This window comes from Roseomonas sp. WA12, from assembly GCF_054165765.1.
Genome location: NZ_CM135108.1, coordinates 4,178,737 through 4,195,829, shown reverse-complemented (window position 1 = coordinate 4,195,829; position 17,093 = coordinate 4,178,737). Strand labels below are relative to the sequence as shown.

General features: G+C 71.5%; 17 protein-coding genes. 6 read left to right on the top strand and 11 right to left on the bottom strand.

The window, feature by feature from the left end:
• Positions 1–63 precede the first annotated feature (63 nt).
• Together ACVBD7_RS19865 and ACVBD7_RS19860 are read left to right on the top strand one after the other, a co-directional pair.
• The gene (locus ACVBD7_RS19865; RefSeq protein WP_458094970.1) at positions 64–1,500 is read left to right on the top strand and encodes a VCBS domain-containing protein; all 1,437 of its coding nucleotides are present in this window, start codon (positions 64–66) and stop codon (positions 1,498–1,500) included.
• Positions 1,501–1,581: 81 nt separating this feature from the next.
• A complete protein-coding gene (locus ACVBD7_RS19860; RefSeq protein WP_458094969.1) occupies positions 1,582–2,730 on the top strand; it encodes an alpha-hydroxy acid oxidase in 1,149 nt (382 codons plus the stop codon).
• A gap of 114 nt (positions 2,731–2,844) precedes the next feature.
• Here the strand turns inward: ACVBD7_RS19860 and ACVBD7_RS19855 are convergent, their stop codons facing one another.
• Positions 2,845–4,092: an MFS transporter gene (locus tag ACVBD7_RS19855; RefSeq protein ID WP_458094968.1), complete on the bottom strand. Its 1,248-nt coding sequence runs from the start codon at positions 4,090–4,092 to the stop codon at positions 2,845–2,847.
• Positions 4,093–4,230: 138 nt separating this feature from the next.
• Here ACVBD7_RS19855 and ACVBD7_RS19850 point away from each other — a divergent pair, with 138 nt between their 5' ends.
• On the top strand, positions 4,231–5,163 hold the full coding sequence (locus ACVBD7_RS19850; RefSeq protein WP_458094967.1) for an AraC family transcriptional regulator: 933 nt from the start codon (positions 4,231–4,233) through the stop codon (positions 5,161–5,163).
• A 57-nt stretch (positions 5,164–5,220) separates the two neighbouring features.
• Here ACVBD7_RS19850 and typA read toward each other — a convergent pair whose 3' ends face one another.
• The 3 genes from typA to ACVBD7_RS19835 form a co-directional block, all read right to left on the bottom strand.
• The gene (gene typA, locus ACVBD7_RS19845; protein ID WP_458094966.1) at positions 5,221–7,056 is read right to left on the bottom strand and encodes a translational GTPase TypA; all 1,836 of its coding nucleotides are present in this window, start codon (positions 7,054–7,056) and stop codon (positions 5,221–5,223) included.
• A 390-nt stretch (positions 7,057–7,446) separates the two neighbouring features.
• Positions 7,447–8,043, bottom strand: a complete 597-nt coding sequence (locus ACVBD7_RS19840; protein WP_458094965.1) for a hypothetical protein — start codon at positions 8,041–8,043, stop codon at positions 7,447–7,449.
• Between the two features lie 312 nt (positions 8,044–8,355).
• Positions 8,356–9,360, bottom strand: coding sequence for an adenosine kinase (locus ACVBD7_RS19835; RefSeq protein ID WP_458094964.1), 1,005 nt, complete (start codon positions 9,358–9,360; stop codon positions 8,356–8,358).
• Positions 9,361–9,899: 539 nt separating this feature from the next.
• Here ACVBD7_RS19835 and ACVBD7_RS19830 point away from each other — a divergent pair.
• The gene (locus ACVBD7_RS19830) at positions 9,900–10,559 is read left to right on the top strand and encodes a bactofilin family protein (RefSeq protein WP_458094963.1); all 660 of its coding nucleotides are present in this window, start codon (positions 9,900–9,902) and stop codon (positions 10,557–10,559) included.
• A 121-nt stretch (positions 10,560–10,680) separates the two neighbouring features.
• On the top strand, positions 10,681–11,181 hold the full coding sequence (locus tag ACVBD7_RS19825) for a hypothetical protein (protein WP_458094962.1): 501 nt from the start codon (positions 10,681–10,683) through the stop codon (positions 11,179–11,181).
• Between the two features lie 291 nt (positions 11,182–11,472).
• On the opposite strand, the gene ACVBD7_RS19820 is transcribed toward ACVBD7_RS19825, so the two are convergent.
• Both ACVBD7_RS19820 and ACVBD7_RS19815 read right to left on the bottom strand, forming a co-directional pair.
• Positions 11,473–11,781: a hypothetical protein gene (locus tag ACVBD7_RS19820; RefSeq protein WP_458094961.1), complete on the bottom strand. Its 309-nt coding sequence runs from the start codon at positions 11,779–11,781 to the stop codon at positions 11,473–11,475.
• Positions 11,781–12,455 (bottom strand): AzlC family ABC transporter permease, encoded by a 675-nt coding sequence (locus tag ACVBD7_RS19815; protein WP_458094960.1) that lies wholly within the window; start codon positions 12,453–12,455, stop codon positions 11,781–11,783. Before ACVBD7_RS19815 ends, ACVBD7_RS19820 begins: the two co-directional genes overlap by 1 nt.
• Before the next feature lie 88 nt (positions 12,456–12,543).
• On the opposite strand from ACVBD7_RS19815, the gene ACVBD7_RS19810 reads away from it, so the two are divergent.
• Positions 12,544–13,851 (top strand): NAD(P)/FAD-dependent oxidoreductase, encoded by a 1,308-nt coding sequence (locus ACVBD7_RS19810; RefSeq protein ID WP_458094959.1) that lies wholly within the window; start codon positions 12,544–12,546, stop codon positions 13,849–13,851.
• 262 nt (positions 13,852–14,113) lie between these two features.
• Here ACVBD7_RS19810 and hisA read toward each other — a convergent pair whose 3' ends face one another.
• Genes hisA through hisB form a run of 5 tightly spaced genes read right to left on the bottom strand, consistent with a single transcriptional unit; the run spans position 14,114 to position 17,056 of the window.
• Positions 14,114–14,845, bottom strand: a complete 732-nt coding sequence (gene hisA / locus ACVBD7_RS19805) for a 1-(5-phosphoribosyl)-5-[(5-phosphoribosylamino)methylideneamino]imidazole-4-carboxamide isomerase (RefSeq protein ID WP_458094958.1) — start codon at positions 14,843–14,845, stop codon at positions 14,114–14,116.
• Positions 14,845–15,360, bottom strand: coding sequence for an N-acetyltransferase family protein (locus ACVBD7_RS19800; RefSeq protein ID WP_458097734.1), 516 nt, complete (start codon positions 15,358–15,360; stop codon positions 14,845–14,847). Before ACVBD7_RS19800 ends, hisA begins: the two co-directional genes overlap by 1 nt.
• A gap of 56 nt (positions 15,361–15,416) precedes the next feature.
• Complete coding sequence (gene hisH / locus ACVBD7_RS19795) at positions 15,417–16,067, bottom strand: imidazole glycerol phosphate synthase subunit HisH (protein WP_458094957.1); 651 nt, start codon at positions 16,065–16,067, stop codon at positions 15,417–15,419.
• A 27-nt stretch (positions 16,068–16,094) separates the two neighbouring features.
• The gene (locus ACVBD7_RS19790; protein WP_458094956.1) at positions 16,095–16,460 is read right to left on the bottom strand and encodes a DUF2628 domain-containing protein; all 366 of its coding nucleotides are present in this window, start codon (positions 16,458–16,460) and stop codon (positions 16,095–16,097) included.
• Positions 16,460–17,056, bottom strand: coding sequence for an imidazoleglycerol-phosphate dehydratase HisB (gene hisB / locus ACVBD7_RS19785; protein ID WP_458097733.1), 597 nt, complete (start codon positions 17,054–17,056; stop codon positions 16,460–16,462). The genes ACVBD7_RS19790 and hisB overlap by 1 nt, the downstream gene beginning before the upstream one ends.
• Positions 17,057–17,093 lie beyond the last annotated feature (37 nt).

The window sequence follows — 17,093 nt, the reverse complement described above, 5'->3', positions numbered from 1 at the left end:
CCGCGCTAGAGTGCTTCCGCTTCGTTCGCAGCGGTGCGAGCGGCGTAACGAGAGGCGACCATCATGTCCTGGACAGAGATCGACGGTCCCGAGGAAGTCCTTCCCTACGGAACTTACGTCAGCACCGCCAAGGTGGTCACCATCCAGACCGGATTCTACGGCTCGGGAGGAGGCTTCAGCTACGGCCTCCTCTACACCAGCTACCCGCGTGGCCAGACCATCTCCTACTACCCGGACGTCGAGACGGTGATCCTTGACCAGCGCCCGATCGGCCTGTTCCAGGGCACGGCGCTGATCAACGACGTCGCCTACCTCCTCAACAACCGGGACGTCCTCCTCTCCGGCATGGACGCCGAGCAGCACTACCTCCAGTTCGGCTGGAAGGAGGGCCGCGGCACCGGCTCCCTCTTCGACGCAAAGTTCTACCTCGCCCAGAACCCCGACGTCGCCGCATCCGGGCTGAACCCGGTGGAGCACTACCTCTCCTTCGGGTGGAAGGAGGGCCGCGATCCCACGGCCCTCTTCGACACGGACTTCTACCTGCAGTCCAACGCCGATGTCGCCGCTTCCGGCGTGAACCCCTTCGAGCACTACCTGCGCTACGGCTCGCGGGAAGGGCGCGACCCCAACAGCCTCTTCGACGCCGACTTCTACCTCCGCAACAATGATTTCGTGCGCGAGATCGGCGGCGATCCGCTCACCGCCTACATCCAGTCGCCAGGGTCGGACGCGACCTCGGCCAAGTTCATCGCGACCGTCTATCTCGATCAGAACCGGGACGTCGCCGCCTCCGGCATGAACCCGCTGGCGCACTACATCCAGTACGGCCGCGCGGAGGGCCGCACCATCGGAAGCGGCATCCCGGCCATCATCACCGGGCCCGACACCGGCACGGTGCGAGAGGACGGGCTGAGCACCGTCTCGGGCCGCCTCATCGTCTCGGATGTGGACCAGGCGGAAAGCCCCTTCGTGACGAGCTACACCGGATTCCCGGGACCTCTCACCGGCCGCTACGGCAACCTCCAGATCGATACGAGCGGCTTCTGGACCTACCGGCTGGACAACGAAGGCAGCGCGCAGACGCTGCGCGGCGGCGAGGCCGTCATCGAGAGCTTCACCGTCCGCACCCTCGGCTACGACGAGCACACCATCCTCGTCACCGTGCAGGGCGAGAACGATGCGGCCCTCATCGGCGGCGGCACGGAGGCCGTCCTCTCCGAGAGGGCCGGCCGCTTCGCCTACGGGCAGCTCAGCATCAGCGATGCCGATACGGACGAGGCCGGCTTCGCCGCAGGCCCCTATGGCGGCACCTACGGCACCCTCGTCCTCTCCGGGCAGGGCACCTGGACCTACGAGTTCAAGGGCAACGCCTCGCTCAACGTCACGCCGGGCACCACCCACTCCGCGCTCGAAGAAACGGTGACCGTGGAGAGCCTGGACGGCACGGAGGCGATCCTGCGCGTCCACATCGCGGCCTACTCCGCGGACGCGGTGGTGTAAGCCTCCCCATCGCCGGCCGGTTCTCACCGGGGGCCAGTGCCCACGACCAGAAACGCGAAACCAGCGGCGGGAGAACAGTCGATGCGCTTGCAGGACTGCCACAACTTTCATGACTTCCGCCGGATGGCGAAGGGGCGTCTCCCCGGCCCGATCTTCAACTACATCGACGGCGCCGCGGATGACGAGGTGACCTACCGCCGCAACACCGCCGCCTTTGAGGAATGCGACCTCATCCCCAGCGTGCTGCAGGGCGTGCGGGACGTGGACCTCTCGGTCACCGTGCTGGGCCAGAAGCTCGCACTGCCCTTCTACTGCTCCCCCACCGCGCTGCAGCGCCTGTTCCACCACGACGGCGAGCGCGCGGTCGCGGCGGCGGCCGCGAAGCACGGCACCATGTTCGGCGTGTCCTCCCTGGGCACAACGAGCCTTGAGGAAGCGCGGCGCATCAGCACGGGGCCGCAGGTCTACCAGTTCTACTTCCACAAGGACCGCGGGCTGAACCGCGAGATGATGGCGCGCGCCAAGCAGGCCGGCGTCGAGGTCATGATGCTGACGGTGGACAGCATCACCGGCGGCAACCGCGAGCGCGACAAGCGCACCGGCTTCGCCATCCCGTTCCGCCTGAACGCCGCGGGCCTGACCCAATTCGCCATCAGGCCTGGCTGGGCCATCAACTACCTCCGCCAGGGCGCCTTCCGCCTGCCGCAGCTCGAGAGCCATGTCGACATGGGGCGCGGCGCCATCTCGATCAGCCATTACTTCACCGAGATGCTCGATCCCGCGATGAACTGGGACGACGTGGCAAAAATGGTGGAGGAGTGGGGCGGCCAGTTCGCGCTGAAGGGCGTGATGACCGGCGCCGATGCCAGGCGCGCGGCCGAGATCGGCTGCACCGGCGTCGTCGTCTCCAACCATGGCGGACGACAGCTCGACGGCTCCCGCGCATCCTTCGACGGATTGCGCGAGGTGGTGGATGCGGCGGGGGACCGGCTCGACGTGCTGATGGATGGCGGCGTGCAGCGCGGCACGCATGTGCTGAAGGCGCTGTCCCTCGGCGCCAAGGCCGTCGGCCTCGGCCGCTACTACCTCTTTCCCCTGGCCGCGGGAGGACAGGCCGGCGTCGAGCGCGCCCTGGAACTGATGCGCCACGAGGTCGAGCGCGCGATGAAGCTGATGGGCTGCACCACGATGGCGCAGCTCGATCCCGAGAAGCTGCGCTTCCGCCGCTGAAGCCCGGCCACCGTCCCGCGCCACCTTGCAGGACGACAGGACCGGCCGCTTCGACCGCGCTCGGCCCGTCCTCCCGGCCGGACCGCCGCGCGACGCCCTCCGCCAACCCCCGCTTCAGGCGTGCAGCGCCGGACCAGCCCCTGTGCCATGCCGCGGCGCCGCCACGCGGACGCGCGGCACCACCAGCACGGCCGTGAGCAGCAGCATGGCACCCGCCGCGGCGAAAACCCCGGCAACGCCGCCGAAGCCGAACACCACGCCACCCCCGGCCGCGCCCGCCGCGATCGCGAGCTGCACCGAGGCCACCACCATCCCGCCCGCGCTCTCCGCCTGATCGGGCACCGCCCGCGCCACCCAGGTGGACCACCCCACCGGCACGCCGCCGAAGGCCATGCCCCAGAGCGCCACCAGCACCGCCTGCCCCGCCACGCCGACGGGCAGCAGCGCCAGCGCCAGCGCCGCCCCGCCGATCAGCACGGGCATCAGCACCAGCGTCCCCGCCAGGCTGCGCTCCAGCAGCCAGCCCGCCAGCAGCGTCCCGGCGAAATTGGCCAGGCCGAAACCCAGCAGCATCAGCGACAGCCCGTCGAGCCCGACCCCCGCCACATCCTCCAGGAACGGCCGGATATAGGTGAACAGCGCGAAATGGCCGCCGAACACCAGAACCGTGCCGAGGATCCCGATCCCGATCCCCGGACGCAGCAGAACTTCCAGCAGCGTCCGCAACCGCGCCGCACCGCGCGGCTCCAGCCGCGGCAGCGCGAACAGCTGGAAGGCCAGCGTCACCGCGCCGATCGCCGCCCCCAGCAGGAAGGTGCTGCGCCAGCCATACATCCCGCCCAGATAGCTGCCGAGCGGCGCCGCCACGATGGTCGCCACCGAGACGCCGCTGAAGATCATGGACAGGGCACGCGGCAGCAGCGCCGAAGGCACCAGCCGCATCGCGGTCGCCGCCGCCATGCTCCAGAACCCGCCCAGCGCGATGCCCAGCAGGATGCGCGCCAGCAGCAGCACCGTCAGGCTGGGCGCGAAGGCCACCAGCAGGTTCGACGCGATCAGCAGCGCGGTGAAGCCGATCAGCACCACCCGGCGATCAATCCCGCGCGTCAGGCTCGCCGCCAGCAACCCGGAGACCAGCGCGACCAGCGCCGTCACCGTCACCGCCTGCCCCGCCAGCGCCTCCGAAACCCCAAGATCGAGCGCCATCGGCGTCAGCAGGCTCGCGGGCAGGAACTCCGCCGTCACCAGCCCGAACACCCCCAGCGCCAGGGAGAACACAGCCGCCCAGGCCGGCAGCGCGGGCTCCATCTCCTCCACGGTGTCGAGGACCTCGAGCCCGGCCTCCTGAACACGATCGGTCATCGCAGCACTTCCCCGAAACAGGCGTCGGCGCGGAAACTAGGCGGGGCAGGCCGGACGATCTATGCTAACCCATCCGCATTCCTTGACCGAAACACCGGAACTGCGCCCCTGGACCAGCTCGCACCCGCCTCGGACCTGATGAGCGAGCTGCTGCTCGGCATGCGCCTCCGCGGCATCCAGTACCGCCGGATCGTGGCCAGGCCGCCCTTCGGCCTCGGCTTCGGCGCGCGCCCCGGCCACGGCTACTTCCACTTCCTGGCCGCCGGCACCGCCGTGCTGCGCACCGGGGACGGCACCCTGCACGAACTCACGGCCGGCAACGCCGTCTTCCTGCCGCAGGGCGAGGCCCACCAGCTGCTGTCGGGGGCCGATGCCGCGGTACAGGACATCGGCAGGTTCAGCACCGCGCCCCTCTGCGACACGGTCTGCGCCGTGGATGCCTGCCCCTGCGCCACCTCCACGCCCGACACCATCCTCTTCAACGGCTGCATGGAGTTCGAGCTCGGCGGCATGCAGGGCCTCGTCCGCCTCATGCCCGGCCTCATGCTCGTGGACGCCCTGGGTCAACACCATCCGGAGCTCATGCCCATCCTCGCCGCCATGGAGCGCGAGGCCTGCGCGGCGCGGGTCGGCTTCCCCGGCATCCTCGCCCGCCTCGCCGATGTGGTGGCGGCCGTGATCGTCCGCGGCTGGGTCGAGAGCGGCTGCGGCAGCGCCTCCGGCCTGGTCGCCGCGCTGCGCGAGCCCCGCCTCGCCCGCGCCATCCTCGCCCTGCACCGCCAGCCCGGCCGGGACTGGAGCGTGGCCGAACTCGCCGCCGAAAGCGGCATCTCCCGCTCCGTCTTCGCGGAGCGCTTCCAGGCGACCATGGGTACGCCGCCGCTGCGCTACGCCGCGGAACTGCGGATGCGCCTCGCCAGCCAGTGGCTGACCCAGGAGAGGCTGCCCATCGAAGCGGTGGCGCAGCGCCTCGGCTATGCCTCCCAGGCCGCCTTCAGCCGCGCCTTCAAGCGCATCACCGGCGTGCCTCCGGGCGCGAGCCGCGCGGCGCCCCCGCTCGCCTTCTCCTGAAGCCAGGAGAGGGCCGCAAAGAAAAAGGGCCGGAGGAGATCCCCCGGCCCTTCGTCATCACGCCGCCTCGCTCTCCGAGCGACGCGCATGCTTCTTGCGCTCATGCGGATCGAGGTAGCGCTTGCGGAGCCGCACCGCGGTCGGCGTCACCTCCACCAGCTCGTCCTCCTCGATATAGGCGATGGCCTGCTCCAGGCTCATCTTCCGCGGCGGCACCAGCAGAAGCGCCTCATCCTTGCCCGCGGCCCGGATATTGGTGAGCTTCTTCTCCTTGATCGGGTTCACGTCGAGGTCGTTCTCGCGCGAGTGCTCGCCGAGGATCAGCCCCACATAAACCTTCACGCCCGGGTCCACGAAGAGCTGCCCGCGCTCCTGCAGCGCGAACAGCGCGTACTGCACCGCCTCGCCGTCGGAGTTGGAGATCAGGCTGCCCTTCACGCGCCCCTCGATGGCCCCGGCCCAGGGCTGATAGCCCAGGAACAGCCGGTTCATCATGCCGGTGCCACGCGTGTCGGTCATGAACTCGCCGTGGTAGCCGATGAGGCCGCGCGACGGGATGTGGAAGGTCAGGCGCACCTTGCCGCCGCCCGAAGGCCGCATGTCCTGCATCATGCCCTTCCGCTGCGCCATCTTCTCGACGACGACGCCCGAATAGGCCTCGTCCACGTCGATCAGCGCCTCCTCGAAGGGCTCCTCGCGCTCGCCCGTCTCCGGGTTCACCTGCGTCAGCACGCGCGGCCGGCCGATCGTCAGCTCGAAGCCCTCGCGGCGCATCGTCTCGATCAGCACGCCCAGCTGCAACTCGCCGCGCCCGGCCACCTCGAAGGCATCCACCTCCTCGGAGACCTTCACGCGGATGGCGACGTTGCCCTCCGTCTCCTTCATCAGGCGGTCGCGGATCTGGCGCGACGTCACCTTCTTGCCCTCACGACCGCCCAGCGGGCCGTCATTGATGCGGAAGGTCATGGACAGCGTCGGCGGGTCCACCGGAATGGCCGGCAGCGGCTCCGTCACCTCGGGGGAGGCAATAGTGTCGGGGATCGTCGCGTCGGACAGGCCGGCAATGGCGCAGATATCGCCCGCCTGCACCTCGTCCACCGGCACGCGGTCCAGGCCCGAGAAGGTCATCAGCTTCGTCAGGCGGCCCGTCTCGACGATCGAGCCGTCCTGCCGCAGCACGCGCACCGGCATGTTGGTGCGGGCGATGCCCTGCTCGATGCGCCCCGTCAGGATGCGGCCCAGGAACGGGTCGGCCTCGAGGATGGAGGCGTTCATGGCGAAGGGCGCGGTCGCATCGACCGTCGGCTCCGGCACATGGCTCAGGATGAGGTCGAACATCGGCGACAGGTCCTTGCGGGCCCCGTCCATCGTCAGGTCGGCCCAGCCCTGCCGGCCGGAAGCGAACATGGTGTGGAAGTCGAGCTGCTCGTCGCTGGCGCCAAGCGCCGCGAACAGGTCGAACACCTCGTTCAGAACCTCGTCGGCCCGCGCGTCCTGGCGGTCGACCTTGTTGATCACCACGATCGGCTTCAGCCCGCGGGCCAGCGCCTTGGTCAGCACGAACTTCGTCTGCGGCAGCGGGCCCTCGGCCGCGTCGCACAGCACGATCGCGCCGTCCACCATCGACAGGATGCGCTCCACCTCGCCGCCGAAGTCGGCGTGGCCAGGCGTGTCCACGATGTTGATCTTGGTGCCCTTCCACTCCACGGCCGTCGACTTGGCCAGGATCGTGATGCCACGCTCCCGCTCCAGGTCGTTGCGGTCCATGGCGCGCTCGGCCACCTGCTGGTTGGCGCGGAAGGCGCCCGCCTGCTTCAGAAGATTGTCCACGAGCGTCGTCTTGCCGTGGTCGACGTGGGCGATGATCGCCACGTTGCGGATGCTTTGTGTCATCGCGCGGTGTCCTTCGTCTGGCCGGGGCAAGGCAATGACGCCTTGGCCCGGTGCGCGCGATGCAGGCCCCAGGGGATCCGATCCCAAGCGGTCCATCGCGCCCGTTTCGTCCCTCCCGACGGGAAGGCGGCCTCCGTCCGAAACCTCATCCATATGGAAGACCCCGCGCGCGCTGGCGGCGGGGTCCTGTTTCGGCGGGTCGGCTGTTGCAGCGCACACATAGCGCGCCGCACACCGGATTGCGAGGGTTTCCGCACTGCCCTCCGCCCACCCCGCCCATGCGGTGCGAGCGGGGCGCCGAACCCCACCGCCGCTTCGGCTGGCGGAACGGTCCGGCTCCAACCAGGCCCGTCCCGTCCCGTCCCCCAGGCCTCCGCGGCGCGGCGGGCCTTAGCCGCGCGGCATCGTCTCGGCCGGCATCCCCGGCCCCGGCGGCACCGCCGGGCGCGCGCCCTCGGGCCGCATCCGCCGCGGCGCCCGCATCTGGGAGGGCGGCACGGGCGGCGGCGCATCCACCGCGGTCGGCACGCTCTCGGGCAGCGGCTGCACGCCAGGCCCGGCCGGGGTGGCGATCAGCGCCGCCTCCGCCCGGTCCAGCGCCGCCAGCGCCGAGCGCGCGTCGCCCTGCCCGGCCAGCCGCCGCGCCTGGCCGATCTGGCTCAGCGCCGCGCTGCCCTGCGGCCGCGAGGCCTCGGTCGCCACCACCGAATTCGTCAGCAGCCGCGTCTCCGCCCGCTCCATCGCCTCGATCGCCCGGCCCGGGCTGCGGCGGATCAGCGCGGCCCGCGCCTCGGCCAGCATCCCGCGCGCGGTCTGCACCCCATCGGCATCCGCCTCGGCCGCGTTCCGGTTCTGCGCCGGCACCGCGGGCACCGCCGGATTGGAGCGCTCGCGCCGCATCTCCCGCAGCGCCGGGTCGGCCGGCTGGGCCAGGGCAGGCACGGCAAGCATCAGGGCCGCAAGGGCCGGAAGGGTCGCACGGATCATAGAAAGTCTCCTCAGGTCGTCGGGGCCCGAACGCATCGGGGCGCCATCGGCTTCGCCGGGCTGTCAGGCAGCGGCCCGCAGGGGGCTAGCCCCCTGCACCCCCACCGGGGACCCCAGCGATCAGGCTACCGCGGATACCCTGATTGCAGGGATCGCTTGTGAAAAGTTATCGGCGACGCGAGCCGCCCTTCCCTACGCCGAGGCCCATGGAGCCCCGGCGAACCCCAGCCCCGCATTCCGCGGCAGCCCCTCGGAAGAAGATGAGGGCGGGTCCGGGAGGGAGAATGCCCTCTCCCTCCCGGGGCAACCCGCTCAGCCCTTCGCCACCAGCCCCCGCAGATCCGCCTGGGGCCGCGCCCCGAAATGCGAGATCGCCTCGCTCGCCGCCACGCTCCCCCAGCGCCCGCACTCGGCCAGCGCCATCCCGCGCGCATGGCCCGCTAGGAACCCGGCCGCATAGGCATCGCCTGCCCCGGTGGAGTCGATCACCGTCGTCGATACCGCCGCCACCTCGATCACCTCGCCCGAGGGCGTGATGATCCGGCTGCCCTTCTCGCTCCGCGTCAGTGCCACCAGCTTGCCCGTGGCGGCGAAGGCCTGCGTCGCCGCCTCCACGTCGCCCAGCTCGAACAGCGACAGCGCCTCGTCCTCGTTGGCGAAGACGATATCGGCGTCGCGCGCGATGAAGTCCCGGAACGCCGCCCGGTGACGCCCCACGCAGAAGCTGTCGGACAGCGTGATCGCCACCTGCCGCCCCGCCCCGTGAGCGATCGAAGCCGCGCGCCGGAAGGCCGCCTGCGCCGCCGGCGGGTCGAACAGATAACCCTCCAGGTAGGTCACCCCAGCCGATTCCACCGCGGCCTGGTCCACATCCGCCTCGCCGAAGGTCACGCAGGCGCCGAGATAGGTGTTCATCGTCCGCTGCCCGTCGGGCGTGACGAGGATGAGGCACAGCGCCGTCGGATCGCCGCCCTTCAGCGCCGTCGTCGGGAACGCGATCCCGAGCTTCTTCAGGTCCTCGCCGAAGGCCTTGCCGGCGGCATCATCCGCCACCTTGCCAAGGTAGCCCACCCGCGCGCCCAGCGCCGCCGCGACCGCGCAGGTATTGGCCGCCGAACCACCGCCGGTCTGCACCCCGTCGCTGCCCAGCGAGGCGCGGATCGCGCCATGGATCGCCTCGGCCCGCGCGGTGTCGATCAGCGCCATGCCGCCCTTGGCCATGCCCCACTCGACCAGCATCGCCTCGGTCGCGGGCGCCACCACGTCCACGATCGCATTGCCGATGCCCAGGATGTCCAGCGCCTGCCGATCCGCCATACCGCTTCCTCTCACCCGGCACGCCGCCGGCCCGTCATCCCGCCCGGCACGATGCCGGCCGTCGCCTCTTCCCGGCACGAGACCGCGCCGCGCGCGTCACCGGCACGGGACCATGCCGCAACCTGCCGTCGGGCCGCCCCGTGCCTCCCGGCCCGTTGCAAACCCGCGCCTGACCGGCACGTCGCAACCCGCACCTGACCGGCACGAGACACGCCCCGCACCGCACCGGATCAGCGCAAACCGGCCCGGCACGACCGCGCCGCCGCCATACCACGCGGCGCGGCAGGAGAAACCGCCGGGAGGCCGATTTATCCGCGGGTTCGCGTATCCGGACGTTGTGTGGGGTCTCCCGCCCGTGATAGCCCGGAGCACGGCAGGCGCGGGCCGGGGGGGTTCCATCCGCGCCGGTCTCCGGACCTGCCGCCGCCGAAACCGCCGGCCCAGGGCCGGCTCTACCGCCGGCCGAACCGCCGCGTCCAAGCCCTCGGGCCGGACCGCCCGGCGCAAGGCCACGACCGTATCGCGCAGGGGAAACTGCCATGTCCGGAATTTTCCGCCGTCGTCCCGCCGACCAGGGACCCGCCGACGCTGAGCCCGCGACCGTGCCCGTCTCGCGCGATCCCGACCTGGCCGTGCCCCCCTTCCGCCCCACTCCGGGCCAAGCCCCCAAGGACCCTGCCATGAGCCTGCCGCCCAAGCCGACCGCCCCCTCCGCCCCGGGCGCGCCCGCCACCCCCGGCGTCACCATGCCACCCCGTCCCGCCGCCCGCCCCGCCGCCGCCGAGCGCCGCACCCTCGTCGTCGGCAAGGGCATCTCGCTCCAGGGCACCGTGGCCGATGCCGAGCGCCTGGTCGTGGACGGCACGGTCGAGAGCCAGATGATCCATGCCCAGGAACTGCAGATCACCCATTCCGGCGTATTCAAGGGCGAGGTCCAGGTGGATGACGCCGAGATCGCCGGCGTGTTCGACGGCACGCTGACCGCCCGCAACTCGCTGACCATCCGCGCCACCGGCCGCGTCCTCGGCGTCGCCCGCACCCGCAAGCTCTCGGTGGAGGAGGGCGGCCAGCTCTCCGGCCGCATGGAGATGCTGACGGACGCCCAGGCCGCCGCCCCGATGACGCCGCCCGCCAGCCCGCAGACCGCCCAGGCGTCCCCGCAATACGCGACCCCCAACCTGGCCCCGCTGCGCAGCTGAGGCACTGAAACCCCGGGCGCGCGGCCACCCCGCGCGCCCGGACAGGCTCCCCCAACTGACGCCCGGCCCGCTACCCGGGCCAGCCCACCCCCGAACCACGCCTCGAGCCATGGGACCGGCAATGACCGCGTCACCCGGCGGCCCCGCGCCGTCCGCCACCCGCCTCCCGCTCCTGGCCCCGCTTCTGGCCTCTATCCTGGCCCCCATCATGGCCTTGGCCGCCCTCCTCGCCTCCTGCGCCCCCGCCGGCCCCGACCGCGCCGCCAGCCAGGTGCTCGAGGAGGTGCTGGAATCCCACCGCGCCACCGTCGCCGGCATCACCCCCGCGCCAACGCCTAGTCCCACACCCAGCGGCCCCGCCACCCGCCGTCCCGCCCCCGGCAGCGTCGCCGCCCTGGTCGGCCAGACACCCGACGGCGTGCTCGCCACCCTCGGCCAGCCCACCCGCCGCCGCCCCGAAGGCAACGCCGAAATCTGGCTCTACCAGGGCCGCAACTGCGCCCTGGACGTCGTTCTCTACCGGGAAAGCGCTTCCGCCCGCGTCGCCTGGGCCGCCGCCCGCGCCTCCGGCACCGAGAACCGCACCGAAGCCGGCTGCCTCTCTGAACTCGTCGCGGGCTGATCGCGCCCGCAGGGAACTAGCCCCTGCACCCCAGGGCAAACGCAAAACGTTTGTCTCCCACCGGATCCCGGGATCCCCGGACCCAGCCGATCAGGCTGCCGCGACACGATGACCAAAGGACGCCACCACAGGCAAAATCCATCGGCCGCGCCATCCGCCACGCCCTCCGCCGAGGCTCATGGAGCCTCGCGAACCGCAGCCCGAACATTCCGCGGCAGCCCCCAAGACAAAGATGAGGGAGAGGCCGGGAGGAAGACTTCCTTCTCCCTCCCGGCGGCCACAAGCACCCCCTCACCGAAGCAGCAGATCCACTCCCCAGATCACCCCCAACCCCACCGCCAGCCCCGGCATCAGCCGCCGCCCGCACAGCAGGAACACCGCCAACCCCGCCCCTGCCCCCGCCACCCGCGCCACCACCGGCCAGGGCCCCGGCGAGACCAGCGCCAGCACCACCCAGGCCGAGAGCGCCGCCTCGCTCACCGCCGCCGCCCAGAGAATGGCCGGATGTCCCGCCGGCAGCCGCCAAGCCAGCGCCATCCCCAGCCCGCGCAACAGCAGCATGGCCAGAACGGCGACGAGCAGCGGCCCCCAGCCCTCCATCACCGCCGCCGCAACAGGAAGGCCGCAGTCCCGCCGATCAGCGCGGCGCCAAGGATCCCCCAGGCCGGCGGCACGCCATCCGGCAGCAGAAAGGCCAGCGGCGCCGCCACCGCCCCGGCCAGGGACGCCCGCCAAGGCCCCCCGCGCGCCAACCCCGCCGCGATCATCAGCCCGAAATAGAGCACGTTCACCATCAGCAGCAGCCGCAGCACCACCGGCGAGAGATGCCCGGCCACCGCATAGCCCAGCGCCGTCGTCGCCAGCCCCATCGTCCACACCGTCAGCGCGAAGCCCAGGAACCACCGCGCCCGGTCCGGGGCCGGCAGCTCCGGCAGCCGCCGCATCGCCGCCGCCCAGGGCGTGATGGCGACGAAGGGCACGCAGAACGGCGCCAACGGCCCGCGCACCAGCGGCGCCAGCGCCGCCGCCATCGGCAGGAACCGCGCATTGGCCATGATGGCCCCGACCACCGCCGCCGCCTCCGCCCCCGGCCGCGCGCCCAGCAGCACCATCTGCCCGGCCATCCCATACACCCCGGCCGAGGAGGCCAGCCCCCAGCCCAGCCCGAACCCCGAGGCCCGCACCGCGGCACCGAAGGCGATGAAGGTGGCGCCCATCGCCAGGCTATGGGCCCCGAAGGCCTCCCGGAAGCCGGCGCGGACGGAAGGATGCATCCCCCAATCCTGCCACGCCCCGCCACCATTCGCGACCCGCCGCGCAAACGCTTGACCACCTCCGCGTCACGGCCGAAATCTTCCCTCCATGGAACAGAGCGCGACCCCTGACGTCCTCGTCGTCGGCGGCGGCCCCGCGGGATCGACCGCGGCCGCCCTCCTCGCCCAATCCGGGCGCGACGTGGTGCTGGTGGAAAAGGAAGCCCACCCCCGCTTCCACATCGGCGAAAGCCTGCTGCCCCGGAACCTCGATATCCTCGAACGCCTCGGCATGATCGAGACGGTGCGCGGCATGGGCGTGCACAAGCCCGGCGCCGAATTCGTCTCCGACCGCACTGGCCGCTCCTGCGCCTTCCCCTTCGCGCAGGCCCTCAACCGCCGCCGCACCCATTCCTGGCAGGTCCGCCGCTCCGACTTCGACGCTGCCCTCTTCAAGAACGCCGAGCGCCTCGGCGCCCACACGCTCGAGGAAACCCGCGTCACCGACATCGCCTTCGCGGCAAAAGGCGAGCGCGCCACCGTCACCGCCCGCACGCGCGAAGGCGTGGACCTCACCTTCCGCCCCCGCTTCGTGCTGGATGCCTCCGGCCGCGACACCTTCCTCGCCGGCAAGCTCCGCCTGAAGGAGAGCAACAAGCACAACAACACCGCCGCCATGTACGCCCACTTCACCGGCGTCGAGCGGCGGGAGGGCGAGCTGGACGGCTACATCTCCATCCACCTCGCCGAGGACGGCTGGTTCTGGCTCATCCCCCTCCCCGGTGACGTGATGAGCATCGGCTTCGTCGGCAACCAGTCCGCCTGGAAGGGCCGCAAGGGCAGCGCGCAGGACATCTTCCGCGACCGCATTGCCAGCAGCCCCACCGTCTCCGCCCGCACCCGCAACGCCACCATCGCGTCCGAGATCTACAGCACCGCCAACTACTCCTATCGCGCCACCTCAGGCAGCGGCGAAGGCTACCTGATGATCGGCGACGCCTTCGGCTTCGTGGACCCCATGTTCTCCACCGGCGTCCTTATGGCGATGACCGCGGGCGAACTCGGCGCCAAGGCCGCCGACACCTGGCTCGACGACCCCATCCGCGGCGCCGCCGCCTGCCAGGCCACCAACAAGGAACTCGCCCGCGCGATGGACCGCATCGGCTGGCTCATCTACCGCATCAACGACCCGGTCATGCGCAGCCTCTTCATGGCCCCCAAGAACACGCTCTGGATGCGCGACGGCATCATCAACATGCTCGCCGGCAACCTCGCCGGCGGCCGCTTCGGCGACCCGCGCGCCGTGCTGCCCATCCTGTCCTTCAAGGCCGTCTACCACACCCTCTCCTGGCTCCACCGCCGTGGCCTGGGGCCGGACATGCCCGAGAAACCGCCGGTCATGGTCGCCGCCGAATAAGGGCGCACCCAGCCGCCCCTGATGAGGCCTTGCCTCCCCAGACCCCAGGGCAAAAGCAAGCTTTTGCCCGCATCGGGGAGCCACCGGGCTCCCCGGACCCCGCGTCAAGTTTTTCAGGAAATCCAGCGATCAAACGCAGCGCCGCAGGCAAACGCCTTCGGCCGCAAATCCGCCCTGTCAGTCGCCTGAGGTCATTGACCTCAGGCGCACCCCCTAAAAACAGATGGTGGGGTCCGGGGAGCCTCAGGCTCCCCGGTCGGGGTCAGGGGGCGACGCCCCCTGGGGCCGCCAGCGCCTCAACCGCCGTCAGCCGCCCATCATACAGCGCCCGCCCGATGATCACCCCCGCGATCACCCCCGTCGCCCGCAGCGCATCCAGATCCGCCACCCCCGCGACCCCGCCGCTCGCAATCACCGGCGTGGACAACCGCGAGGCCAGCGCAGCGGTGGCCGCCACATTCACCCCGCCCAGCATCCCGTCCCGATCGATATCGGTGTGGATGATCGCCGCCGCTCCCGCATCCTCCAGCATCAGCCCGAGGTCGAGCGCCGTCAGCGTCCCCGTCTCCGCCCAGCCCTCGGTCGCCACGAACCCGTCCCGCGCATCGATCCCGATCGCCACCCGCGCCGGATGCGCCCGGCACGCCGCCCGCGCGAACTCGGGGTTCTTGGCAGCCGACGACCCCAGGATCACCCGCGCGACCCCTGCAGAAAGCCAGGCCTCCACCGTCGTCATGTCCCGGATGCCCCCGCCGAGCTGCACCGGCCGCGACGTCGCGCCAAGAATGGCCCGCACCGCCTCCACATTGGCCGGCTTCCCCGCGAACGCCCCGTCCAGATCCACCACATGCAGCCAGGGGAACCCGGCCGCATCGAAGGCCGCCGCCTGCACCGCCGGGTCGCCGTAAACCGTCGCCTGCGCCATGTCGCCGCGCTTCAGGCGCACGACCTGCCCACCCTTGAGGTCGATGGCGGGATAGGGAACGAAGTCCATCAGGTATCCTGCGAAAAAACGGCCCCGGTCGGGCGCCCCCGCACCGGCTCCAGCGTCTTGTAGTAGTGATGTCCGGCCACCGTCCGCCCATCCACCCGGGCATAGGCGGGGTGCGTCCCCCAGCGGATGTAGCCCTGCCCCTCGAACAGCGCGATGGCGGTCGCCTGCGTCTCGCGCACGTCCAGGTTCAGCACCCGGTGCCCCAGCGCCGCCGCCCGCTCCTCCACCCGCCGCACCAGCATCCGCGCCAGCCCGTGCCCGCGCGCATAGGGCGCGATATAGGCGTGGGTGAGCTGCGCGGCCCAGGCCTGCGCCTCGTTGTTCCGCACCGGCCGCACCAACTGCGCCGATCCCACGGGATGCCCGTCCAGCCGCGCCACGAACAGCTCGCGCTCCGGCACCAGCATCACGCCCCGGAAATGCCGCGCCAAGGCCTCGCGCCCCTGCGCCGCCAGCCAGCCGAAGCCGCCGCCCTCGATAATGGCGGCATCCGTCGCCTCACAGAGATCCGCCATATCGGCGTCCGAGAGCGTGTCCACGCGCTCCACGGAAAGGGATTGCGCCACCTGCATCATGGCGCCCAGCGCAGGAAGTTCCGGAGGATCCGCAGCCCCACCGGCCCGGACTTCTCGGCGTGGAACTGCGTCCCCGCCAGATTGTCCCGCCCCACCACGGCCGCCACCTCGCCGCCATAGGACGCACTCGCCAGCAACTCCTCCCGCCGCCCGCCCGACAGCGCGTAGGAATGCACGAAATACGCGTAAGGCTCGGCGTCCAGCCCCGCCAGCAGCGGATGCGCCCCATGCGCCTGCAGCCCGTTCCACCCCATCTGCGGCAGCGGCAGCGCGGCCCCGTCCGCCCCGCGCGGATCCATCGGCGCGATCTCGCCGGCGATCCAGCCCAGCCCGGGCGTCACCCCATGCTCCAGCCCGCGCTCGGCCATCAGCTGCATGCCCACGCAGATGCCCAGGAACGGCCGCCCGCGCAGGATCGCGGACTCGCGCAGCGCCTCCTCCACCCCCGGCAGCGCCCGCAACCCGCGCGCACAGGCCGCAAACGCCCCCTGCCCCGGCAGCACCACCCGGTCCGCCGCCAGCACGTCCTCGGCATGGGTGGTGACGGACAGCTCCATCCCCACCCCCTCCTCCGCCGCAGCCCGCTCGAAGGCGCGCCGCACGGAGGCCAGGTTGCCCGACCCGGGATCGATGACCGCGATCCTCACAGCGAGGAGACCTTCACAGCGGCACCGTCACGCCATCATCCCCCGCGCCAGCCCCGGCCGCGCCCGCACCGCGCGCAACAGGGCCTCCTCCTCATCCCCTGCGGCCACCACCCCCGCCACCGCATAGCCGCGCCGCCGCAGCGTCCACCGCTCCAGATCCCGCGCGTGGAAGCCCAGCAGCACCTGCAGGGCCAGCGCCGCCACACCCTCCCAAGGGTCGGGCAACACCGCGATCAACCCGGCCAGCAGCAGATACCCCAGCAGCACCAGCCACAGCCCGCGCCACAGCAGCCACAGCGGCCCGAACAGGAAGGCCAGGAACGAGCCGCCCTCCGGCACCAGCCGCGTCCGCGGCCGCTCGCCATCCCGCGCATGAATCGTGAAAACGCGCATCAGCCGTCCAGCGTGCCCTTGGTGGAGGGAATGGCGCCCGCCGCCCGCGGATCCGCCTCCACCGCCATCCGCAGCGCGCGCGCAAAGGCCTTGAACAGCCCCTCGGCAACATGGTGCGCGTTGGTGCCCGCCCGCTGCGTCAGATGCACGGTCATCGCGGATTGCATGGCCACGGCGCGGAAGAACTCCTCGAACAGCTCCGTATCCATCTCGCCGACCTTGTCGCGCGAGAAGGTCGCCGACCACACAAGGAAAGGCCGCCCCGAAATATCAATGGCGCACTCCGCCAGCGCCTCGTCCATCGGCACCAGCGCCTGCCCGTAGCGCCGGATCCCCCGCTTCTCCCCCAGCGCCCGCCGGATCGCCTGCCCGAGCACGATCCCCACATCCTCAGTCGTGTGGTGGAAGTCGATATGCAGGTCCCCCTCGGCCTTCACCTGGAGATCCACCATCGAATGCCGCGCCAGCGCCGTCAGCATGTGGTCCAGGAACCCAACCCCCGTCGCCACCTCCGCCCGCCCGGTCCCATCCAGGTCCAGCGTCAGGTGAATGCGGGTCTCGGAAGTCTCGCGGCGGATCTCGGCGCGGCGGGGCATGGCGTCCATCGCCGTCCTTTAGACCGCGACGCGCCGG